General features: G+C 38.1%; 25 protein-coding genes, 1 pseudogene and 1 other annotated feature. Of the genes and pseudogenes, 12 read left to right on the top strand and 14 right to left on the bottom strand.

Annotation, left to right across the window (positions count from 1 at the left end; genetic code table 11):
• Positions 1 to 8 precede the first annotated feature (8 nt).
• The gene (locus AS180_RS08010; protein ID WP_025909908.1) at positions 9 to 1499 is read right to left on the bottom strand and encodes a hypothetical protein; all 1491 of its coding nucleotides are present in this window, start codon (positions 1497 to 1499) and stop codon (positions 9 to 11) included.
• Between the two features lie 24 nt (positions 1500 to 1523).
• On the bottom strand, positions 1524 to 1700 hold the full coding sequence (locus AS180_RS23180) for a hypothetical protein (RefSeq protein ID WP_167556121.1): 177 nt from the start codon (positions 1698 to 1700) through the stop codon (positions 1524 to 1526).
• Positions 1701 to 2034: 334 nt separating this feature from the next.
• On the opposite strand from AS180_RS23180, the gene AS180_RS08005 reads away from it, so the two are divergent.
• The 4 genes from AS180_RS08005 to fabZ all read left to right on the top strand — a co-directional run bounded on the left by AS180_RS08005 (position 2035) and on the right by fabZ (position 3762).
• Positions 2035 to 2649, top strand: a complete 615-nt coding sequence (locus tag AS180_RS08005) for an NAD(P)-dependent oxidoreductase (RefSeq protein ID WP_062686644.1) — start codon at positions 2035 to 2037, stop codon at positions 2647 to 2649.
• A gap of 113 nt (positions 2650 to 2762) precedes the next feature.
• Positions 2763 to 2897: a hypothetical protein gene (locus tag AS180_RS23830; protein ID WP_258954114.1), complete on the top strand. Its 135-nt coding sequence runs from the start codon at positions 2763 to 2765 to the stop codon at positions 2895 to 2897.
• 143 nt (positions 2898 to 3040) lie between these two features.
• Complete coding sequence (locus AS180_RS08000; protein ID WP_062686643.1) at positions 3041 to 3220, top strand: hypothetical protein; 180 nt, start codon at positions 3041 to 3043, stop codon at positions 3218 to 3220.
• A 104-nt stretch (positions 3221 to 3324) separates the two neighbouring features.
• Complete coding sequence (gene fabZ, locus AS180_RS07995; RefSeq protein WP_025909904.1) at positions 3325 to 3762, top strand: 3-hydroxyacyl-ACP dehydratase FabZ; 438 nt, start codon at positions 3325 to 3327, stop codon at positions 3760 to 3762.
• 67 nt (positions 3763 to 3829) lie between these two features.
• Here fabZ and AS180_RS07990 read toward each other — a convergent pair whose 3' ends face one another.
• Positions 3830 to 4519, bottom strand: a complete 690-nt coding sequence (locus AS180_RS07990; RefSeq protein WP_061786206.1) for a FadR/GntR family transcriptional regulator — start codon at positions 4517 to 4519, stop codon at positions 3830 to 3832.
• Between the two features lie 549 nt (positions 4520 to 5068).
• On the opposite strand from AS180_RS07990, the gene AS180_RS07985 reads away from it, so the two are divergent.
• Complete coding sequence (locus AS180_RS07985; RefSeq protein ID WP_062686642.1) at positions 5069 to 6553, top strand: UDP-N-acetylmuramoyl-L-alanyl-D-glutamate--2,6-diaminopimelate ligase; 1485 nt, start codon at positions 5069 to 5071, stop codon at positions 6551 to 6553.
• Here the strand turns inward: AS180_RS07985 and AS180_RS07980 are convergent.
• Entirely contained in the window at positions 6538 to 7878 is a 1341-nt protein-coding gene (locus AS180_RS07980) for a D-serine ammonia-lyase (RefSeq protein WP_062686641.1), read from the bottom strand. The two genes, AS180_RS07985 and AS180_RS07980, sit on opposite strands and share 16 nt — an antisense overlap.
• Positions 7879 to 8032: 154 nt before the next feature.
• Between AS180_RS07980 and mgrA the strand changes: the two are divergent.
• Positions 8033 to 9024, top strand: a pseudogene (gene mgrA, locus AS180_RS07975) (L-glyceraldehyde 3-phosphate reductase).
• A gap of 54 nt (positions 9025 to 9078) precedes the next feature.
• Here mgrA and AS180_RS23175 read toward each other — a convergent pair.
• From AS180_RS23175 to AS180_RS07965, 3 genes are all read right to left on the bottom strand, one after another.
• Positions 9079 to 9225: a hypothetical protein gene (locus AS180_RS23175; RefSeq protein ID WP_025909900.1), complete on the bottom strand. Its 147-nt coding sequence runs from the start codon at positions 9223 to 9225 to the stop codon at positions 9079 to 9081.
• A 65-nt stretch (positions 9226 to 9290) separates the two neighbouring features.
• Positions 9291 to 12050 carry a phosphoenolpyruvate carboxylase gene (gene ppc / locus AS180_RS07970; protein ID WP_062686640.1) on the bottom strand — a complete coding sequence of 920 codons (2760 nt, stop codon included), beginning with the start codon at positions 12048 to 12050 and terminating at the stop codon, positions 9291 to 9293.
• A 166-nt stretch (positions 12051 to 12216) separates the two neighbouring features.
• Positions 12217 to 12657, bottom strand: coding sequence for a DUF5392 family protein (locus AS180_RS07965; RefSeq protein WP_025909898.1), 441 nt, complete (start codon positions 12655 to 12657; stop codon positions 12217 to 12219).
• Between the two features lie 305 nt (positions 12658 to 12962).
• Between AS180_RS07965 and AS180_RS07960 the strand changes: the two genes are divergently transcribed.
• Complete coding sequence (locus tag AS180_RS07960) at positions 12963 to 13244, top strand: hypothetical protein (RefSeq protein WP_061786202.1); 282 nt, start codon at positions 12963 to 12965, stop codon at positions 13242 to 13244.
• Between the two features lie 58 nt (positions 13245 to 13302).
• Here the strand turns inward: AS180_RS07960 and AS180_RS07955 are convergent, their stop codons facing one another.
• Together AS180_RS07955 and AS180_RS07950 are read right to left on the bottom strand one after the other, a co-directional pair.
• Positions 13303 to 14385 carry an iron-containing alcohol dehydrogenase family protein gene (locus AS180_RS07955; protein ID WP_062686639.1) on the bottom strand — a complete coding sequence of 361 codons (1083 nt, stop codon included), beginning with the start codon at positions 14383 to 14385 and terminating at the stop codon, positions 13303 to 13305.
• 120 nt (positions 14386 to 14505) lie between these two features.
• The gene (locus AS180_RS07950) at positions 14506 to 15369 is read right to left on the bottom strand and encodes an SDR family oxidoreductase (RefSeq protein WP_062686638.1); all 864 of its coding nucleotides are present in this window, start codon (positions 15367 to 15369) and stop codon (positions 14506 to 14508) included.
• 287 nt (positions 15370 to 15656) lie between these two features.
• Here AS180_RS07950 and AS180_RS23490 point away from each other — a divergent pair, with 287 nt between their 5' ends.
• Positions 15657 to 15902, top strand: coding sequence for a hypothetical protein (locus AS180_RS23490; protein WP_062686637.1), 246 nt, complete (start codon positions 15657 to 15659; stop codon positions 15900 to 15902).
• 285 nt (positions 15903 to 16187) lie between these two features.
• Here AS180_RS23490 and AS180_RS07940 read toward each other — a convergent pair whose 3' ends face one another.
• From AS180_RS07940 to AS180_RS07920, 5 genes are all read right to left on the bottom strand, one after another.
• Positions 16188 to 16793 carry a hypothetical protein gene (locus tag AS180_RS07940; RefSeq protein WP_025909893.1) on the bottom strand — a complete coding sequence of 202 codons (606 nt, stop codon included), beginning with the start codon at positions 16791 to 16793 and terminating at the stop codon, positions 16188 to 16190.
• Positions 16794 to 16921: 128 nt separating this feature from the next.
• On the bottom strand, positions 16922 to 17923 hold the full coding sequence (locus tag AS180_RS07935; RefSeq protein ID WP_062686636.1) for a DUF3231 family protein: 1002 nt from the start codon (positions 17921 to 17923) through the stop codon (positions 16922 to 16924).
• A gap of 223 nt (positions 17924 to 18146) precedes the next feature.
• Positions 18147 to 19391: a tyrosine--tRNA ligase gene (gene tyrS / locus AS180_RS07930; RefSeq protein WP_025909553.1), complete on the bottom strand. Its 1245-nt coding sequence runs from the start codon at positions 19389 to 19391 to the stop codon at positions 18147 to 18149.
• Positions 19392 to 19431: 40 nt separating this feature from the next.
• Positions 19432 to 19647 (bottom strand) — a binding site (T-box leader).
• Positions 19642 to 20148: a MarR family transcriptional regulator gene (locus AS180_RS07925; RefSeq protein WP_062686669.1), complete on the bottom strand. Its 507-nt coding sequence runs from the start codon at positions 20146 to 20148 to the stop codon at positions 19642 to 19644. (Overlaps the previous feature by 6 nt.)
• 133 nt (positions 20149 to 20281) lie before the next feature.
• The gene (locus AS180_RS07920; RefSeq protein ID WP_062686635.1) at positions 20282 to 20590 is read right to left on the bottom strand and encodes a LysR substrate-binding domain-containing protein; all 309 of its coding nucleotides are present in this window, start codon (positions 20588 to 20590) and stop codon (positions 20282 to 20284) included.
• A 154-nt stretch (positions 20591 to 20744) separates the two neighbouring features.
• Between AS180_RS07920 and AS180_RS07915 the strand changes: the two genes are divergently transcribed.
• The 4 genes from AS180_RS07915 to AS180_RS07900 form a co-directional block, all read left to right on the top strand.
• Complete coding sequence (locus AS180_RS07915; protein ID WP_062686634.1) at positions 20745 to 21458, top strand: MBL fold metallo-hydrolase; 714 nt, start codon at positions 20745 to 20747, stop codon at positions 21456 to 21458.
• A 27-nt stretch (positions 21459 to 21485) separates the two neighbouring features.
• Positions 21486 to 22085 carry a TetR/AcrR family transcriptional regulator gene (locus AS180_RS07910; protein ID WP_061786596.1) on the top strand — a complete coding sequence of 200 codons (600 nt, stop codon included), beginning with the start codon at positions 21486 to 21488 and terminating at the stop codon, positions 22083 to 22085.
• A gap of 37 nt (positions 22086 to 22122) precedes the next feature.
• On the top strand, positions 22123 to 22383 hold the full coding sequence (locus tag AS180_RS07905) for a YrdB family protein (RefSeq protein ID WP_309599125.1): 261 nt from the start codon (positions 22123 to 22125) through the stop codon (positions 22381 to 22383).
• Between the two features lie 63 nt (positions 22384 to 22446).
• On the top strand, positions 22447 to 22635 hold a 189-nt coding region (locus tag AS180_RS07900; RefSeq protein WP_062686632.1), incomplete at its 3' end, for a transposase.

The following is a 22635-nucleotide window of genomic DNA, read 5'->3' as shown; positions in this document are numbered from 1 at the left end:
TATCTAATCTACGAAATTGGCTCTAATTCTCTGACAGCTAGTCCATAATAGACTTTCTCCAAGCGCTTGATTTCTGCTTCGTATCGCTTAAGTTTACCGCTCGTTAGCCCTCGAGAACTTTTTGTTTCGTCCAGCAATTCAATATGCTGATTAAGCTTCAACAGCGTGCTTGTTAAACGCTCCTGTAATTCTTCAATTTCATTTTGTATATCCACACAGATTGGAAGCCGGTTCGCTAAAATAAAATCCGTCATTTGCATCAGTATTTTTTTGCGCTCAACTTCCTTTACTTTACTTTTTACTATGCGCTCAGCTGAACGAAACGTAAGTCGAATTCGTTCCATGATATCGCCTTTTATTGAAAGCTTTCTTTTTAATTCATCTACATCTTCCTTTAAGGCTTCATGCTCCTGAACCATCCTTTTCATAACAAGGCCGCAGTTTAGCGTTTTTAAATCCATTTGATTAAGCTGATGGCGAATGGACTCTTTTAAGCTATCTATTTTTTTAGTAAGCTGTCTTTCTATACCTTTAAGCTCTTTAATATCTTGCTCTCCATTATAAATAAGGCCCTCAAGACGCTCGACGTCAAACTGAGCCTGCTCTTTTTTTATTTGAAAATCTTCATACCGATGATACACAGATGACCACTTAATTAACAAAGATTGGTAGTTAAGCAACTCATCTTGGTGCTCAAGCTTACACATCCACATTAAATGAACAACGGTCGCTAACAGCGGTAAAAAAGGTTCTGCTTCCTTACGCTTGGCTACAATTTCATGACTTTCCAAGCTCGCTAACGTCCATAGCGGTGCATTGAAACCAACTAGAAGTGACGGTGCATGCTGCATAGGCACAAACAAAGGCATTACTGCACAAAGTAAAGATGATAGTAGATCGTATGCACTTGGAGGAAGTTGCTTAAAAAAGCTGATAATTCCCTGTCTCTGTAAGACCTCTTCCATTGCTTTTTGAGTGACTTCTCTGCTGAATAGTTCTAGAATCCGATCTTGATATAAGCTTGGTAACTGCTCAATCCACGTTAAAAGAGCTGTTTGTAACAGCATCTGCTCACGCTTTGAAGCGATTAAGTACTGTGAATCTGCAAGGTGAATAAACAAACGAATTTGATGACGCAAAACATCGTCTAGGGAATGACAGCGAGCAATTGAAAACAATTCATTATACTTTGCGACAAACATATTGCCTATTTCTTCACTAAGTTCGTATAGTTCTCCATTTGTTGTAGTGTGAGAAACAGGCAGTCGAAAGTATTCAGCCATATGTAAAAACAGCTGAAGATGCAAATCGACCTCTGGCTGCTTAGCAATTTTTTTCATATCCTGCTGGAGATTTTGCTGAAACTGGATGTGTTCATCCTTTTCGTTTGGCAAAGTTGGTTGTAGCTTGGATATTTTATGTTTACTTATGACAAACGCACTTTGTAACCCTTGTCCATTCGCTGTTAGCAAACTATAAAGAAGCTGTTGACCATTCATTTCCCCATCTCCTTTTTTTGGCTTTTAAGATTCTTCTTGCTTTCGTAAAACAACAAGTGCAGTCCAACAAGACATTAACGCAGGTGGTATACTCCACGTTAAATATCGCCAGTCTTTTGTGATGATGGATACGATGACAAAAACGAGTGGTAGCCCTATCAATACAACACCAATCCGAACCTTGCTTATCTTTTTTCCCATTCCTCATCGCTCCCTTTTCGCTCCATATGCTTATATACAAAGTTCGCTTTCTATTAAAAAACACCTTTATAAACCGTTCGTTCAATTCTCTCTTTTCTAGACAGTCTATGACAAGAGTTTTAAAATTAGACATCCTTTTGTCAGACGGTGGGTACAAGCCTCGTTCCTTTTTCCTTCATCTTGCAAATCTCTTATTAAAACGCTAGTTTTCTGTTTTTTTCAGCAATTCTATACTTTTTGTGAGAAATTCACCGCGAAATATGCTATGTTACGTATAGAATATTTTTTATAAGAAGGATATGGGATAGTAATTCTACAGAAAAGGATGATGATCATGAAATTTGTTGTATTTGGAGCTAGCGGACGCACTGGACAAGCTTTCGTGAATCAGGCTTTAGAAGAAGGACATTTCGTCACAGCATTCGTTCGAACACCAGATAAGCTAACAATAACAAATAGCAATTTGCATATTATAGAAGGAAATGTAACGGATTCCTTTCAGGTGGCTCATGCTATTACAGGCCACGATGCTGTTGTTTCTTGCTTAGGAACTGATGGATTAGGCCCTTCTACATTTTTAGAAGAAGCAACATCTACTATTATTAAAGCAATGCAAGAGCAAGGCTTACACCGAATCTTATATACTGCTTCAGCTGGAATTGAAGGAGAAATTCCAGGTATGACAGGTTGGCTTGCTCAAAATATTTTAAAAAATCCACTACGCGACCATTTAAAAGCTGTTCAACTGCTAAAAACAAGCAATCTTAATTGGACAGTCGCTCGACCAATGGGGTTAACAAATGGCCCCGTAACCGCTCAGTATCGAAAAGCTGTGACGGGTGTACCTGAAGACAGCAAAAACATTAGCCGCGCAGACGTAGCCCACTTTTTATTACACGCAGCAAATGCAGAAATTCATTTAAAACAATCCGTGGCTCTTTCCTATTAAAAAGAGGCTGAGACATAGGTAATTCAGCCAATGATAAACCTGAACGATCGAGAGTTCCTCACTTTTAACCGTTCAGGTTTTTTGTTGATTGTGAAAACAATGTTGAAAACAGGGTGGAATGGAGCGTAGGACACTCGACTCCTGCGGGAAAGAGAGGGAAAACGGAGATCCCGCAGCGCAGCGAGGAAGCTCAATTTCCTCTCCGCGGAAAGCGAGTGGCCGTAGCGCAATGGAACGAACGGTTCTGACAACGTAAAGAGGTGAGAAAAGAGAGTGTTCGTCTTTTTGGAAATTTGTTTTGTTATGTCCCACCCTCTTTTTATAAAAATCCAAACATAACTAAATATAATAAAATATGGTATACGATTCTTATAAGAGGGAGGTCTAATTCATGACACCTAAACTAGTCATTCATCTATTAACAATCACAGCCTGCTTTTTACTCTTTTCTATTAGCATGCTGTATTCTGAAAGATACCTTTTCTTAATTCCACTTGGAATGTTAGGTTTATTTGGACAATGTTATTTCACTTATCGCTTTACCCAAATCTTATTAACGGAACCGAAATGAGATCCATGCACTTTTATTAATTTTACTCTTTACAAGTTGACTTTGTACGTATATAGTTTGATACTAGTATCAGGTATAAGTTTTTACATAAAGGAGAGACCATTATGCTAACAATTGAGCAAATTAAAGAAATTATCCCTCACCGCTATCCATTTCTACTAGTGGACCGTATTATTGAAGTAGAAGAAGGCAAAAGTGCCGTAGGTATTAAAAACGTGACGGCTAATGAAGAATTTTTCAACGGACACTTTCCTGAATATCCAGTTATGCCAGGTGTTCTAATTGTAGAAGCACTTGCTCAAGTCTGCGCCGTTGTTATGTTGAAAAAAGATGATAACAAAGGAAAACTTGGCTTATTTGCAGGTATCGACAACTGTCGCTTTAAAAAGCAAGTTGTTCCTGGCGATCAGCTTCGTTTAGAAGTAGAAATGACACGCGTGCGCGGTACGATTGCGAAAGCTCGTGCTGTTGCGTCGGTCGATGGCGAAGTGGCTTGTGAAGCGGACGTAACGTTTGCATTGTTTGACCCAAAACAAGCATAACTACTTTAGAGCATTTGGAAGCCATAAAAAAAGAACGCCATTGCTAGCGTTCTTTTTTGTGAATCTATTATCCTTGCCTCACTTTCATACGAACATGCTCTAAATGTTCACGAACTGCTTCTGCTGCACCTTGAGCATCTCTATTTTTAATTGCTTCAAAGATGCGATCATGATCTTCATGAACTTGCTTGCGACTCTCAGGCCTTTGCGTTAACGAATACGCTAACGCTTTGCGATATAGATGACCCAAGTTCTCTACTGTGTGAAGCAAAAATGAATTATGTGCCGCTTTTACAATATCATGGTGAAAGCGATAATCTGCTTCATAACCAATTTCAGCACTATTTTTAATCGTTCCTTTGAATGCTTCTAACGATTCTTTAATTTCTAGTAGTTCTTCTTCGGTATGACGAATAGCCGCTAGGCTTGCCGCTTCTGATTCAATGATAATTCGCATCTCAACTAATTCTAACACCTGGTCTGCTTCAACCATTTCAAACGTCATCGGATCAAGCATGCCTGCTAAGTTTACTCGCTTAACATAGCTTCCTCCACCTTGTCTGGATTCAATTAATCCACTAGCTGACAAAACGCTTAACGCTTCACGAATAGGTGCACGACTAACGCCAAACATTTTCGAAAGCTCATGCTCAGATGGTAAGCGAGATTCAGGCGGAAAAGTCTTTTCCTTTATCATCTTCTTTAACTGATCAAGAACTTGACTTGATACTTTCTTACGCTCAATTGGTACAAACATTATTATTCCCCTCTCTGTTTGCTTTTTGTCTTATTCGTCTACAACATTCTTCTCCCTGCACGAAAGAGGGATTTACGCGATGTAAGATCCCAACTAATCTGTACTGAGTCCCCTTGATGAAGTGTAAACCTCTCATATGTAACCGCTTTAAAATTTCTTTGTATTACAAGTATACATTAATTTTTAAAAAAATGTAAAAAAATTTCTATAATTATCACAATTTTCACATGAAAACAAATCATAAATGAATGGATGTTCATGTTTTTTTGACATAACATTCCACTATTTCCCTTTTCACTATATAGCAGCAAACTTCTTTGTAAATAGCGAGATACCAAGGATTAAAAAGGTTTTTTTCCATATTACCCCTTGTTTATCACTCTTATTTTAAGGGAAAAGAGTCAGAATTTGAAATTCTATTTAGATATTTTGTATGGTTCATATATGTTCTTGCGAATAGTTCAATTCAAACTGACAAATAGTAAGAACATTATAAACGGTAATTTCTGCAAGTTAACTTGTAAAATAAACTAAATGGTGAGGAAAATCATGATACTAAACTTTGAACAGTTACCTGACATTCAAATTAAGCAACTAGTCGGCCCAACTTCTCAGCGCGTCTTACATCTCGCTTATCACTCGAAACATGTCAAAAACTCGTCATTATTTTTTAGCATGAAAGGCGAAAACGCGGACGGATATCAATTTATAGAAGAAGCTATTCAAAAAGGAGCTGTAGGAGTCTTTGGATCCGTTCATCGTTGTTTTCAACAACTTCATGATAAGTATCCGCACTGTACGTTTATCGTTGTAGATGATGTTCGAAAAACAATGGCAAATATTTCTAAGTTCTATTTCCAACAAGCGGATGAAAAGCTCAAAACAATTGGCGTAACTGGTACAAACGGAAAAACAACAGTAGCAGCTTACGTACGTTCATTATTAACGCTACTCCGATTACCAACAGGTTCAATTGGCACGACGGGGATTTGGTCTTCACATAAAAAATTAACCTATCAAAAAAGCACCCCCACAACGCCTGAATCAATTGATTTGCACCAAATTTTTCATGACCTAGAAACATTCGGAGATGAGGCAGCTGTCATGGAGGTTTCATCCATTGCCATTGATCAAAAGCGCGTTGAAGGAATTTTATTCGATGTCGCTATTCATACAAATTTCTCAGAAGAACACCTTGAGTATCATAAAACGATGGAACACTATAAAAACTGTAAAATGAAGCTATTTGAACAAGCCAAAACGGCTGTTATAAACGTTGATGATTTGATGGGAAAAGATTTGCTTCAACTATTTAAAAATCCAATGGTTACTTATAGTCTCAACAAGAACTCCAACGCAACGCTGCGTGCTGATTCTATCAGCGTAGAAGAAAAAGGAACAACGTTTGAGCTTCATTATAACGACAACATTTATCCAGTAACCGTCCCTGTGTTTGGCGAATATAATATTGCTAATGTGCTATCAGCTATCGGTACAGCGCTACTGCTTAATTTTCACATTGAGGATATTCTTAACGTTCTACCACAGCTCGCTAGTCCTGAAGGGCGTTTCCAAGTAATTGAAGGGCCACAAAATCAAAAGATTATCCTTGACTATGCTCATACGCCTGTAGCTCTAACTCGACTTTTGCAAGAAGTAAAAAAATTAACATATAATCGTTTAATTGTGATGATTGCTGGAATTGGCATCCGAGACTTTAACAAAATGCCCAAAATGGCCAGCATCATTGAGGGACAAGTGGATGAAGTTGTTGTTACCGTTGACCATCCTGGCTTTCATAACCCTAACGATATCATTGACCAAGTATTTACAGGATTTGCTCATCCCAATGCTTCGAACCTTCACCGAGCTCCAACGAGAAGAGAAGGAGTCTTAAAATCCTTAGAGCTTGGAGGAGCAAATGATGTTATTTTATTAACCAGCGGCTGTATCAACGGGTCGCAAATTGTAAAAGGAGAGTATATTCCTCACTCCGATGAAGCTATTATTGAATCTTATTATGTAGCATTATAAAAACTCCTTAAAGCCAGTTTTCCCTTTTCATAGTACTCTTTTTTTATTGCTAGTGGTACCATGCTTCCACCTGTTGCCCATACAATATGAGTCGCATGTTCAAGTGTTTGTCGAGACAGCTGTCTGTTTGTCATTACTGGTCCCATCATACCGGCTAGTGCTGATGGCTCTAATTCAATTCCTTCGCTATCAGCCAACTCTGCTAACAATCGATGCATTTCATCATCACTGATTGTGTAGCTCCCCTCTAGAACTGGACCAATTACTTGACCAACAAACCCTGATGGCCTTCCTACGGCTAATCCATCTGCTTCAGTTATATTATCAAGACCAATATCTTGCACAGAAATTTTATCATGAAGATTTGTTGCTAAACCTAACAACATACAAGGTGCGTGGGTTGGCTCAGCAAAAAAGCAGCGAACATCATCGCCATACATAAGCTTTAAGCCAAAAGCCACTCCGCCTGGACCACCTCCAACTCCACACGGTAAATACACGAATAAAGGATGGTTTTTGTCTACTTTGACCTTCATTGCAGCAAGCTGCTTTTTCAAACGAATGGCGCTTACAGCATAACCTAAAAATAAATGCTTTGAATTTTCATCATCTACAAAATAACACATTGGATCAAGTGATGACTGCTTACGCCCTTCTTCTACAGCTTTACTGTAGTCATCTGTGTACTCGATAACCGTTACCCCTTTACTTCTTAACAAATCTTTTTTCCATTGCTTGGCATCAGCTGACATGTGAACGGTTACTTGAAAGCCAAGCTTAGCACTAATTATTCCAATATTTAATCCTAAATTCCCAGTCGACCCTACCGCGATTGTATACTGCTGAAAAAACAAACGAAATTTTTCACTATCAAACTTTCGGTAATCATCTTCAAACGAAAGCATGTTATGTTTAATAGCTAAGTCTTCAGCATACTTTAAAATTTCATAAATGCCACCTCGCGCTTTAATTGACCCCGAAATGGGCAAGTCATGGTCACACTTAAGCAGAAGTTCTCCCTCGATTTGTTGGCTAAAACGGCTTTCTAAACGCGATTTCATTGTAGGAATGGCAATCAAAGGTGACTCAATTATTCCCTTTGTTTCTTTCGTTTCGGGAAAAACATTCTGTAAATAAGGTGCAAACCGGTCAAGCCTTGATTCTGCATCCTTAACGTCCTGCTCAGTTAGTGGCATCTTTTGTTTATGTAGTTGAAAAGACTGCTTGTTTGGGTTCATCCAGCAGGTTTCTGTGAGTTGGATAAGTTCTTTTATAACCGGAAATGTTTCTGTTAACCTTACTACGTCGTATTTTTCTATTTCCATCCTTATTCCCCCCTCTTTTGTCTATGCTTTATTATCATTTTATCATGAACTATTCTTTTATTAATGCTAATCCAAAAGATAAATTAAGTGACATTTTTTGATTTCCCTATTATGATTAAAGCGATTTCATTAAACAAAAGGGGGGACATGTGTGATGGCTTACAGCGCAAATGAACAGCGGTACAAAGAAATGATTTATAACAGGTGTGGAAACTCTGGCTTACTGCTTCCCGCACTGTCACTGGGACTTTGGCATAATTTCGGGGGGTAGATTCGTTTGAAAATGGAAAAGCCATGCTAAGACGAGCTTTTGACTTAGGAATTACTCATTTCGATTTAGCAAACAACTATGGACCACCACCAGGCTCTGCTGAAGAGATGTTTGGAAAAATGTTAAATGAAGACTTTTCCTCTTATCGAGATGAATTAATTATCTCTACAAAAGCGGGCTATCGAATGTGGGAAGGTCCATATGGAGAATGGGGATCAAAAAAATACCTTGTTGCTAGTTTAGATCAAAGTTTCAAGCGCATGGGCCTTGAATATGTTGATATTTTCTATTCTCATCGCCCTGACCCTAATACCCCTCTTGAAGAAACCATGCGAGCGCTTGATTTAATTGTAAAACAAGGAAAAGCGCTATATATAGGTGTTTCAAGCTATAGCGCGGAGCAAACAAAAGAAGCTGTGCATATTTTAAATGAACTCGGCACACCCCTTCTCATTCATCAGCCAAGCTACTCAATGTTTAATCGTTGGATAGAGGACGGACTCCAAGATGTGCTAACAGATCATCAGGTTGGCTCCATTGCATTTTGTCCGCTTGAGCAAGGGGTGCTTACGAATAAATACATATACGGCATTCCACAAGACTCGAGAGCAGCAAAAGAAACCGGCTTTTTAGATGCGAAGCGCGTAACTGCAAAGGTGGTTAATCAAGTGCAAAGACTTCATCAAATTGCACAGAAACGAGAACAAAGCTTAGCTCAAATGGCTCTTTCTTGGGTGTTAAGAGATGGAAATATTACCTCTGCCCTCATAGGAGCAAGTCGCGTAAGTCAAATTGAAGAGAACGTTGCAGCCCTTCATAAACGTTCATTTACGCAAGATGAACTTCGCCAGATTGATGCCATCTTAAATAGCTAAAAAAAACCTTCTGCTCTCCAGATAAGAGTAGAAGGTTTTTTTGTGAGAGCGCATTTAGATTTTCCCATCGTATTTGCGACCATCATTATGCTTTTGATTGCGCTCATCTGTCATACGCATTTGCTCAGCTTTCTCCTGAGCATTTACATGATTGGCATCAGTCGGTAAATTTTTCTTTGAACGTCCTTTTGCATTGCTCATGTTATCACCTCCAGCTTGATACCCCGTTAGCTTCTCCACTTTTTGGGGCATCATACGCTAGAAAATCAGCCTGTATTACGCAAGCCGGCTGCAATTCCATTAATAGTTAATAACACTTCTTGTAGAAGTCTATCAGCCTGCTCTTCATCTGCTTGACGAAGTTTGGAAATAAGTTCGACTTGGAAGAAGCTTAGCGGATCAACGTATGGATTTCGCAATCGAATAGACGATTGAATATTCGGTAGGTGCTCCATTAATTCTTCTTGATCCGTAATTTGTAGAATTGCTTCTTTCGTTTCGGTATACTCTTTCTCAATCGCTCCGAAAATTCGATCAGCAATCGCTTTGTCTTCAACCATTGAAGTATAGTTTTTCGCAGTCATTAAGTCTGCTTTCGTTAAAGCCATCTGCAAATTATCAATTGTTGAGCGGAAAAATGGCCACTCTTTATACATTTGCTGCAGTAGAGAAAGACTTCCTTCTTTTTTGATAAGATGTACAAGACCCGTTCCAGCTGCATACCAAGCAGGCAAAAGCTGTCGACTTTGTGTCCAAGCAAATACCCATGGAATAGCTCGCAGGTCTTCAAAACGGTCACTGCCTTTTCGACTCATTGGACGAGATCCAATGTTAAGAGCACCTAACTCTGGTAACGGTGTTGCTTGTTTAAAGTATGTTAAAAAGTCTGGATCTTCAAACACAAGATGCTGATAATGAGCAAGCGCTTCTTTTGATGCAATGTTCATCGCTTCTTCCCACTGAGATGTACGAATATCCGTTTGTTCAGCTTCAGACGACACTTTGGCAGCTGCTGTTAGCAAGGTTGAAACCGCTTGTTCTAGGCTTCGGTGCGCAATGTCGTATAGCGAATAGCGAGAGGATAATACTTCTCCTTGCTCTGTAATTTTAACGCCGTCTCCTAGCGTTTCAGCAGGTTGCGATAAAATACTTCGGTTTAATGGACCACCGCCTCGACCAAGAGATCCACCTCGACCATGGAAAAATTTAAGGCGTACGTTATAGCGCTTCGCCATATCATGAATTTCCTGCTGAGCTTTGTAGAGCTTCCAGTTTGCTGTTAACGTTCCGCCATCCTTGCTTCCATCAGAATACCCCAGCATAATCTCTTGTAAATCATTTTGTTCTGCCAAATGTTTTCGATAAAAATCAAGTTGGAATAGCTCTTCCATAATTTTTGGCCCAGCCGTTAAGTCATCAATCGTTTCTAATAAAGGGGCAACGTTTAAATAACTTTCAATTTCTCCGTTGGCATGCAAACGATAGATTCCTGCTTCTTTTGCCAAAACCATTACTTCTAATAAATCGCTAGCTGATTGGGTCATGCTAATTAAGTAGACTTCAATCGAACGCTTTCCGAATTCTTCATGTGCACGCTTAATCATTTGAAACGCTTCAATTATTTGCTTTGTTTCTGGCGAATAGTCTTCAGTGAACGAAATAAGCGGACGAGGATCTTGTAAGATTCCGCTTAGCAGCTCCAACTTTTCTTTTTCTGTCAAGGAAGAATAGTCTTCTACAATGCCAACTGAATATAAAATCTCTTTAATTGCTGCTTCATGTTCACCGCTATGATTTCGAATATCAAGCGTTGCTAAATGGAAGCCAAACAATTCTACTTGACGAATTAATTGACGAACGCTTTTCAATTCATATTGCATCGGATGATGTAAACGTAAGCTTTTTTGAATAAGCTTAATATCATTAAGTAGCTCGTCAGCCTGCTTATACCCACCTTCTTGTCCAACATGTTCTAACTTATGAAGCATAATCGTTAATTTACAGCGATATACCTCATGAGGCACGCGCCATCTTTTCTTTTGAGGCAAAAGCTGTTTTTCTTGTTCAACCGATTGCACTAAATCTTCTAAAATTAAAACTCGCTTTGTTGATTGACTTAGGCGCTCCCTTAAATTCAATAAAGCTGCTCTATACTTACGAACCGCTACGCTACGATGCTTTGTTAAGGTTTGCCACGTTACCTTTGGCGTTACGTTTGGATTACCATCTCTGTCTCCACCAATCCAAGATCCAAAACGCAGAACGTTTGGCACTTGCCACTGCTGCTCAGGATAGTAGCGTTTCAATGAATCCTCCAGCTCTTGATGAATATGTGGTAATACTTCAAACAACGTTTCATCAAAATAGTATAATCCATTTGCCACTTCGTCCATTACGCGCGGCTTACGATCTCGTAGTTCAGCCGTTTGCCATAAAATCATGACTTCGTTAAAAAGCTGCTCTTCTAACTCTTCCCGTTCACGTTTTGTTACTGATTTTTGTTCAAACGCTTGTAAAATATCAGCAATTCGCTTATGGATGTCCAGCACGCTTCTTCTCGTTGCTTCTGTTGGATGCGCTGTAATAATTAACTCTAAAGACAGCGTTTCAAGAAGTTTTGTAATAACGTCCGCTGTTACGCCACTATTTTTCAAATCACTTACTGCTTTTTCAAGTGATCCAGGCTGTATGTTTGCTTCTTCTTGCTGCTGATACTCGCGCTTGCGGCGAATGCGGTGGTTTTGTTCCGCAATATTAACTAGATGAAAATAAACAGAAAATGCACGAATGACTTGCTGTCTCATTGGATCTTCAATGCTTGTTATTTCAGATTTTAACTGTTCATAGATATCCTGATTATTATGTTCACGAAGTGTTTTTGCTACTTCACGTATTTTTTCAACTTTATTAAGTAACTCTTGTCCACCCTCATAAATTAATACATTTCCTAGTAGTTGTCCAAGAAACTTGACGTCTCGACGCAATGCGACGCTGTTGTCTTGCTCAGTAGTTTGTAAAACCGTCATTTCTTCTTCCACCCCTTGACAAAAAATCTAACGTTTCATTTTTTAGAAAATTGAAACTAGTTACAGTATATCATAAATAAATTCAATTTTCATGTAAAAAAACCTAACATATTTTTTATTATATAAAAAAACAGGTACTCACTAAGGAATACCTGTCATTACAAAATTACATATTTGCACGTTTCATTCTATTTTCTTCCTCGCTTAAGAACTGGATAAAATGAGCCATCATTGCAAGCGGCTGTGCTTTAATTCGCTCAATGTATTCTTCTTTACGATATGAAGAGACCACTTCACTTTTTTGAATGCGCTCAATTGCGTATTCTGCTCCTACCTTCCGCATTTCTTTACGCTTTAATTTCGTTTCTCTTGATAACGCCATACCAATTGCTCCAATCAGAGCATATATACCTAACATCGGTAGCGCTTCACGAGTAACAGGATCTGTAAAAAGCATAAACCCTAAATTGAAGACAGAAACTGCGATGAGAGGCAGTGACCAAAACATATAGCGTGATACTTTCTTCGTAAAAGGTGAAAGTTTTTCTTGAAGCTGTTCCACCTCTTTTTGAATATACGCTGACATTTGTAATGATAATAGTTTCACAAAATCCCCAACCTTATGTTTAAATATGCAAATAGCCGTTACCAATTAGGTAGCGGCATGTTCATAACCTAAAAGACCTCTACCTGCTTATTGGTAAGGTCTTGCTAACAACGAACTCGTTTCCAACAAAGCCGAGAGCATATGCTCTGTACTGACGACCCTGGTGTAAAAGCTACTCCCCTTAGAGCAACATCCTATAATTACTATCATTTTAGAAAATGTAAGTTTCATTGTCAAATGTTTCGCTTTTTGACACTCTCATGCTATCATAGCCCTACAAAAACCTTTAGAAGGGAGTCTACACTATGCTAATTTCCAGCATTATGTATTCATATGTGGTTAGAAAAGTTGATCGCTTTCAGCAATATTATATAAAACAAGAGTACGAACTCCAGCTTTTCACTACTCAAGTAAAGTGTAACGCGCGGTCTTTCACGCTAGAACAAGTTTTGGACATTTCATATAAACCCTTTTCTTCAGAAAAAGGATTACTGTATTTACATACTCATCAAGGTGTTTTCAAATATGAAATTCAAGCAGATCCCTCAACGTTTATTAGTGAATATAAACGTCTAAAAACAACGTAAGGCATGAAAAATTGTTCTCTTTTAAGAGACATTTTTTCATACCTTTCATTCATTGCCTTTATAGACGTGTGCTTAATGTGAAGTCCTCTACTTGGTCCATTGCATTTATTACTTCTTCTTTTGTAAAATCCCCAATAAAGCGAAGAGCTTCTTCTTCCTTAATTGCATGAGTTGCTACTAGCTGTTTAGCTTCTTCTTTTTCTTTAATCCCTAAGTCTGAGAGCGTGAGCGGAAACCCTAACGCTTCGTAAAACGGTATAAGTTCTTTGACCACTTCTAATTGGTTTTCTAACATGAGCTGAACCAAAATACCATATGTCACTTTTTGACCATGAAGAACATGATGAGCTTCTTCAACAAAGCTAAGTCCATTATGAACTGCGTGAGCACCTGATACCCGCCCGTACTGAACCGCAAATCCTCCAACGGTTCCAGCAATCATAATAATGGATTCTACTACCCTCGTAAATGCCGGGGTAACCTTCTGTTCTTGTAAATTTTTAATAGCAGCTTCGCTATCTGCCATCAATATATCTCTAATATATTTTGCTTGATTAAGACCTGAATATACCATTGCTGAAAGTTCATGTGCGTTTTTCGTGTTTCGAATAATCGCATCTGCTTCGTACCATTTTGCTAGAGTATCTCCAATGCCGCTTTTAACATAGTTAACAGGAGATGAAAGTAAAAGCTTTGGGTCTACAACTGTTAAAAAGCTCGCTCTCTTATGGTAATCAACGCGAACGTACTGCCCGTCTCCATCATACATCACGCTAAGAGGCGTTGTTGCTGCACATGTTCCAGGAATCGTTGGCACAAGAATAACTTCAACGTCTAAATAATCCGCTAATGATTTTGCACTATCTAGTACAATACCTCCACCAATTCCAATTACCAAATCAACGTTATAAAGTTCTTTTGCATAGGTATGAATATCTTCATCATAACAATACCCTTTATGCTGGATAACTGGAATATGTTCAGGCAATGCACCGTATTGATTAAAAGCATCAAATGATTTGAATCCTGTAAAAACTACTGGTCTAGAAAAACTTGCTATATACTCGTCAATTTTCTTCGCAGCACCTATTTCACAAATATAATGATTAGGGCCACTTCTTACAATATTGGGTTCACTCATGTTGTCCTCCTTAACCGTTTCATAATTTTTAATTTTTCGTTAATTAACTCAGTATACGATAGAAGAATTTGGCATGCAAACCCTAAAAAGTCTTTCACTTATGTAAAAGCTCTTAATGTCTTATTTCAACAACTTTTTAATGATGACTCTCTCCCAAACGCTCCACGGAAGCATACGCTTTACCGATATGGATAACTTGACCCCTTTACCAACAGGATATCTAAGTTTTTTTATCTGAGATTGGTTACACAAAGAAAGAAGTAAAGAAACAACTTGATCAGGGTCACCAAGGTTTTTCTCACCAGCCTGTAGCTCATTCTCAATTGCGCGCATATAAGCGTAGTAAGGAGATCCTTCATTCAACGAATGCTTCGATACCTTCTTACCTGTTGTCCAAATATTCGTCGCATAAGAACCTGGTTCAATTAAAGCAACATCAATTCCAAACGGCTTTAACTCAAGCCGTAAACTTTCACTATATCCTTCGAGTGCGTGTTTAGAAGATACGTACGGCGATAATCCCGGAAAGCCGATTAACCCACTGATGCTGCTAATATTAATAATTTTACCCCTGCGCTTTTCTCGCATAAACGGAAGCACCGCTTGAGTCACCCTCATGACACCGAATACGTTCGTTTCAAACTGCTCTTTGTATTCATCTATATGAATTTCTTCGCTAAAACCACCAAACGCAAATCCTGCGTTATTAATTAACACATCAACCCCGTTACCCTTATCTAAAAATGCAGTTAACTGGTCAACTGAACGCTGAGACGTAACGTCTAGTTCAACAAACGTTACCCTCTCCTTTAACTTGTCTTTTTCTAACATCCTTAGCAGAGCACTTTTCTTTTCTAAATTGCGCATTGAAGCGATGATATTATATCCAGCTTTGGCAAGGTGATACGCGCTAAGTAAACCAAACCCGCTTGAGGTACCTGTAATTAATACTGTTTGTTCTTTAAACTCAGGAAATTGACTCATGTTATCACTCTCTCTATTTTAGTGGTTGTTTAACACAGGTTCATTCAACCATATACACCCATTATAGATTAATTATCTGTAGAGAAACCACTTTGGTAAACGTATGATCACATGCATCGCTTTAACAGGAGGACTACTTCTATCTACCTTACCAACCTCAGCTGCAGCAGCTAACTATACGCTCTATACAAAGGGCAGTTCAGTTGATAAAGCGACAACCACGACTTTCGGACAAGTCTACACGGGAGGCAGTACGGATGTAGACGAAGCATTTAAATGGATGATTAATGGTCGTTACGCAGCCAGGATCTGTAAACGCTGCAGTTTATATGGCGAAAACAAACCAAGCACCAACTACTTGTTTAAGTGGGGTACCGCTAACATTCAACAACGTTTCTATTTATAAACTCTTTAACGGAAACACGTTTAACCTTTCAACATGGTCTGGTTCTGGCGGGCTATCCTATACGTTGAATGTCAACAATGGCACTATTACTTCTTCTGCAGGTAATATTTATGGTGGTAGTCGCTAAATCTAACTTCATGATTGAGAGGCTGAGATATAAGGATTTCAGCCAATGATAAACCTAAACGATTGAGAGTTTCTCACTTTTAATCGTTCAGGTTTTTTGTTGATTGTGAAAACAATGTTGGAAACAGGGTGGAATGGAGCGTAGGAGTCGCGTGTCCTAAGCTCCATTTCACTAGCTTTTTAAACTTGTCTTGGAACCAACAAAAAATACCCAAACTATCAAAAGCAGTTAACTCGCGATAGTTTGGATATATCATTAACTGAAATACTTATGGTTCATCCTTTTTTATTTTTGCTCATCAATATACTGAACTAGCTCAAACAATACGTGATAAATTAATTCAAACGTATCATGTAGAGAAAGGTTTTCATCAAATCCTTTCATTGATTCGATATCAATATTAATGTCCCACATACCGTCTTTGTCGTTAAATAGTGCTTGAAAGCTGTTTTGTCCCTCTGACAATTGATTTGTTAAAAATGCTTTGATATGAGAACCTACTTTTTTCGGCTGACGCAGTCCTAAAAGCACTTTGTACGTACGAAAAACATCATCAAGCTCTACAGAAACCCCTTCAACACGAATTACATCAAATGATTGACATTCAATATAAATAAACTCATTCGGATGGTTTTTAACATATTGAATTGGCTCTTTTAAAAATGTACCAGCAGCTTCTTCAGATAATAAATTTTCGGACTCTTTATCTACTCTCTCCACATATGCATCCGCAAATCTAGTGTAATCAGCTTTGGAAGAAATTGTGACGCCTTCTGGAATTAATTCGTTTTTCATTGCAAAATCCTTCTCCTCTTCATAAAGCTCTACTTTTTGTCCCGAACTTCCTCTTAGTTCTACTTCAATATACTCTTTTACCGTTTCTTTTAACATCGCTTTCCCCTACCCTATTACGGTTAGCCACCTGATTGTCTAACAACTCATTTTTCTTTTATAATAACTGAAATGAAGGGTAATTTCTACCATGTACAAACGGTTGTCTTGCACTTTTTTTACTTTTTTTATTTTGTTAAATCTATTCGATCCTCCATCTGCGGTGGTTCTTCCATCCAGCCGTTCCTTGCCATAATTTTCCTACCCTCTTGACCATAGGTTAAGATATCTTTAGCCGTATCAATTAAAAGTAGCGGAAGGTCATTTCGTAAGCTAAAGGCTGTTCCAAGCGCGTTGCTTCCCAATCCGAAGCTACAGAAGATACTTGTGCAGTACATCATGAGTTTATCTGAAAATGGTGCTATTTGAGAATTTGTTGCTTTACCAGCCCACGTCGATGAAGCTTGAATGTCGCTGGCGAGAAGCAGCTGCGTATAGTTAGCGATAATTTTCTTTGATAACTCTTTCCCTTTTATAAAATACTTACGTACTTCTGGCTCATTAGCAGCTTGTGCAAATCCTGTTATCATTTGCATGCCTAAAATATTTGTTTCCACTGCATAATGAATATGCGCTACTTCGACCGTATTAAGCGCTCGCTTTTCAGAAAATAGCTTCATACCATTCATATACCCTGTACCTTTAGCAAACTTTACTTCTTTTGGCATGGATACCACAGGTGGTCTCACTAGAACACCTTTTTTCTGTAAATAATCTACGCATTTGCTATATACGCCTTGCGTAAATTCTGTTAGCTCTTGAAATAGAGACACGATATCATCACGATGTGCCATGCTTAAATGAAGAGTGTGTAACCCCATGCTCATTTGCTTTAATAAGCGTAAAAACATAATGTCAAATAGGTGGTCGTAAAGTTTTGGTACCTCTGTATTTACGTCTTGTTCTGTAAATCCAACGGGCACAACGGCTCCTTCTTGTTCAAAAATTTGTTTTATTCTTTCTATATAATGAACAATTTTATTATGCGTAGATGTTAAAATTTCTTTAGCTTCTTCATCTTCTGCATGCTCAATGAAATGTTCCAGTAACCGCTGAGACATTGTTTTTTGTTGATACGTCATCCATAGCGTTGCTAGTTCACTTGAGCTAAGTGGTATATGACTTGTCATTTATGGTGCCTCCTATACTTTATCAAGATAAATAAAATACCTTTGATTAATCTCTTATGTAAATTCTGAGTAAGTCCCTTAAAAGCAATACTACATAGCACGGCTTCTAATTTAGGCGTTCTCATCTCTATATCTTTACTTTTTTTGATACTACTACTATTTACATTTTTAATCATAATATGTAGCCATGAAAAAAAGCTCTCTGGTATGAGAGCTTTCTCCGTTATCTTTTAAGCTGAACAAATTTTCTTTTGCCAACTTGAACAATTAAGTCATTTTCTATGGCTACTTGTAAGTTTTCATCTGTTACTTTTTCTTGATTTAGTTTTACCCCACCATTTTTAATCATCCGACGGGCTTCACTTTTAGAGGTTTGAAGTCCTAGCTCAACCAATAGCTCAATAATTGGAAGTTGTTCTGAACCTTCCCATTTCACCACCGGAATATCATCTGGCAAAGCTCCTTTTTGGAAGACCGTTTTGAAATGATTCTCAGCTTCTTGTGCAGCTTTTTCACCATGGTACATTCGTACAATTGTTTTACCAAGCTGCATCTTTAGATCTCGAGGATGTTTCGTGTTCATTGTTAAACCTCGTTCCATCTCTTCAATTTCTTCTAAAGGTACATCCGTAGCAAGCTTGTAGTACTTTATCATGAGTTCATCTGGAATTGACATTGCTTTTCCATACATGTTCCAAGGCTCTTCATCAATACCGATGTAGTTTTTTTTGGACTTAGACATCTTTTCTACTCCATCTAACCCTTCTAATAAAGGCATAAGCATGGCTACTTGCTTTTCTTTTCCATACTTCTCTTGAAAGTGACGTCCCATTAAAATATTAAAGTGCTGATCTGTTCCACCAAGTTCAATATCACATTCTAATTCTACAGAATCATACCCTTGCATAAGTGGATAGAAAAATTCGTGAAGAGAAACTGGCTTTCCTTCTCCTAAACGCTTTTCAAAGTCATCTCGTTCTAGTAAGCGTGATACGGTAATTTTCCCTGCTAAATTAATGACGTCTTCAAAATTAAGCTTTGATAACCAAAAGGAATTATAGTGAAGTTCTACTTTGTTCATATCTAGCACTTTTCCGAATTGTTCAAAGTACGTTTTGGCATTATGCTTGACTTCCTCATCCGTTAATTGTTTTCTCGCAATAGACTTACCCGTTGGATCACCAATTTTACCTGTGAAATCACCGATTAAAAGCTGAATAACATGCCCATTTTCTTGAAATTGACGAAGCTTATTTAATACGACTGTATGCCCTAAATGAACATCAGGAGCTGAAGGGTCCAATCCTAGCTTAATTTTCAGCGGTGCACCTGTTATAACGGCCTTTGCTACTTTTTGCTTCAGTTCATCCGCAGGAATGATTTCCTGAGTTCCAAAACTATATAATTTGTATTGCCTCTCAATCTCTGCTTTTTGATTTTCTGTTGCTTGTGCTAAAAAGTTTTCCATTTTACTTCCTCCTTAAAAATAATAAAAACCACGCCCCTAAATAAGGGACGTGGTTCTTACACGCGTTACCACCCTTGTTGAAGAGAGCTGTTCTCTTCCACTTCATTTTTTAACGGCTACTCACCGCTCTTTGCTGCTACACAAAGAAAGCTCAAGGAATGTAATTCACTTTTATCTATATACCAGTTCACACCGTCCACTGGCTCTCTGAAAAATAGGGAGATAAAAACTACTAAGATCCTCTCAATGCCTATACGTTATTAATATTTTGAATCATATAGCGAAGCTGCTCAGCTAACCGTTCTTGCTCACTTACTTCCATTGAATGAACAAGCTTCTTTTCACCTTGATGAAATTTTGGATACAGCTCTTTAATTACTTGTTCACCTTTTTCTGTTAGGCTAATGCTAACACGACGTCTATCTCTTGGGTCAGTACTGCGCTTACATAGGCCTTTGCGCTCTAATGTATTCGTTATGGTACTAATTGTTGCCGTCGTAACGCCTGAAGAAACAGCTAACTCTTTTGTTTCCCTTTGCCCCCATACCCACACATCATATAGTAATGAAAATGCAGTCCACGATAGTTTATGAGCTGATAGTACGTCGCGTTCCATCACAATGCGCAAAGATTGAGCTGCTCTGTAGAGATTGGTAGCAACTGCTACTGCGTGTAAATCAACGTCTTCTCCTAGGCTTTCAGATAAAACCTTTAAACGATCTACCTCTTCTATTTGATGTTTATTTTTCTTATCCATTCGCACCTTACCTTGAATTTTCAGAATCATTAGCTACCTAATGATTAATTTATATAAGTGTAATTAAACTATACTTTAACCTAAAAAGCAAGCTCTATATAAAAAAAGCATGAAGCCTAAACGCGACTTCATGCTATTTCTGTAATTTTAAAAGTATCTCTTGAAACGCAGGGTGACTTTTATGATCCGATTTATAAGCAGCATAAATTGTATTGGAGACGTGCAGTGTTGAAAACAATACTTTAGAGCGATTTTGTGCGATTGAATCTTGAACTAAATACGTTGGTAAGACGCTTATCCCCATGTCTTGTTCAATTGCTTCTAATATGGCTCTTAAATCTGGAACAACGTGGGCTGCTTGAATATCAGGACGCTTTTTAAAATGCTCGCGCCAATACCTTCTAATAATCAGTAGCTCCAACCCATACGTGAACCACTTCAAAGCCCTCTTATGTATGGTCTAAAAAAAATTAGAAGTTACAGTATAAGAACTAGAAAGTAATAAAAAAACGTATCTTAGCTTGCATTAACTAACTATATTAGTTAATGTATAAATAACAATAGTTTTAAAGCTAATATGAGAAGGAGATGTTCCTATGAGGATCATTCGCGAAGGACATTTATATCAATTGACTTTTTTACCCCGTTTTTTCCCGGTTAATTGTTACCTAGTTGAAGAGGATGATAGTCTAACCTTAATTGATGCTGCACTTCCTTACAGTGCTAAGAAAATATTAAAAGCTGCTAAAAAAATTAATAAACCAATTACACGTATTCTTCTGACACATGCGCACGACGATCACGTAGGAGCACTTGATAAGATAAAACAACTACTTCCCGATGTTCCTGTACATATTTCAAGTAGAGATGCTCGATTAATGAGTGGGGACATTACACTGGATCCTAATGAACCAGATACTCCTATACGTGGTGGAGTACCTAAAAATTTGAAAACCCGAGCAGATATTTTATTACAAAATGGAGATCAAATTGGTTCACTTATCGCGATAGCTTCTCCTGGACATACGCCAGGCTCAATGGCATATTTTGATACGCGTAGTAGAACCTTAATCGCTGGTGATGCTTTCCAAACAAGAGGTGGTATGGCAGTAACTGGCCAACTTAGACCTTTATTTCCTTTTCCAGCAATGGCTACGTGGAATAAGGAAACTGCACTTCAGAGTGCACATAAATTACTAGAATATAACCCTTCATTACTTGCTGTAGGGCATGGAAAAATGTTAAAACAACCAGAAAAAGCTATAACCCACGCTATTACAAAAGCTAAGTTAAATATTGAACACATTTAGTATATTTTAAGAAAGGAATAGTTAAATATGACCCCAAGACCAGGACTTGATTTAGATACTATTTTACAAGCCACTACAAAAATGGCAGATACACAAGGGATAGATGAAGTAACATTAGCTTCTCTTGCAAAAACGTTGAATATTCGTCCACCTTCTCTATATAACCATATAAACGGATTACCAGCGTTAAGAAAAAAGCTTGCTGTTTATGGTTACGAACAACTTCATAAAGTATTACTACGTGCAACTGTAGGGCGTTCAAAAGATAATGCAGTTCGTGCATTAGGAGAAGCTTACATGTTTTTTGTTCGTAATCACCCTGGTTTGTACGAAGCAATGCTTCGTTCTCCTGACCCTGAAGATCTGGAGCTTAGGAGCATACAAAACGAAACAGTTGATACTGTTATTCAAGTACTTAATGAATACGACTTAGGAGAAGATCAAACAATACACGCGACACGGGGATTACGAAGTATCTTACATGGTTTTGCTTCGCTTGAACAGAAGAGAGGGTTCGGCCTTCCTCTTGATCTTGATATAAGCTTTCATACATTAATAGATATTTTTTTAACAGGGATAGATGCAATTAAACAAGAGAGTAAAAAAAGTGAATATTTAAGAGATTAATTTAAAATGAATATTCTTTCACTCATAAAGGTTTTAAATTTGGCGTTGCGATTTTCTTAGAATTATTTGCACTTGGCTCACTAGCTTACTGGGAGCACAAACTGGAAAAGGGGTAATGAGAGTACTGTTAGCAATAGGTGCTCCATTAATAATTGCAATTGTTTGGGGAGTTTTCGGTTCTCCACGTTCCCAAGTTCAACTATCTATGTCTATGCATATAATGCTCGAACTGCTTGTATTTGGCCTTCCTTCTGTTGCCCTATATGCTACTGGTAAACATTGGATCGGCTACACTTAGTTAGACAGAAATTTTAAGGTCAAGTAGAATTAACTATACTAATCAGTTATGAGGAGAATCTACATGACAAAAAAAGTACGTCGAACGTTTACCGAAGAATTTAAGCAACAGATCGTGCAGCTATATCAGAATGGAAAGCCTCGTAAAGACATCATTCGAGAATATGAGTTAACACCATCTTCGCTTGATAAGTGGATTAATCAAAGTAAGTCCTCTGGTTCCTTCAAAGAAAAGGATAACCTCAGCCCCGAA

It is taken from the genome of Priestia veravalensis (assembly GCF_001457055.1).
GTDB lineage: Bacteria > Bacillota > Bacilli > Bacillales > Bacillaceae_H > Priestia > Priestia flexa.
This window is presented reverse-complemented; position numbering and strand designations above follow the sequence as displayed.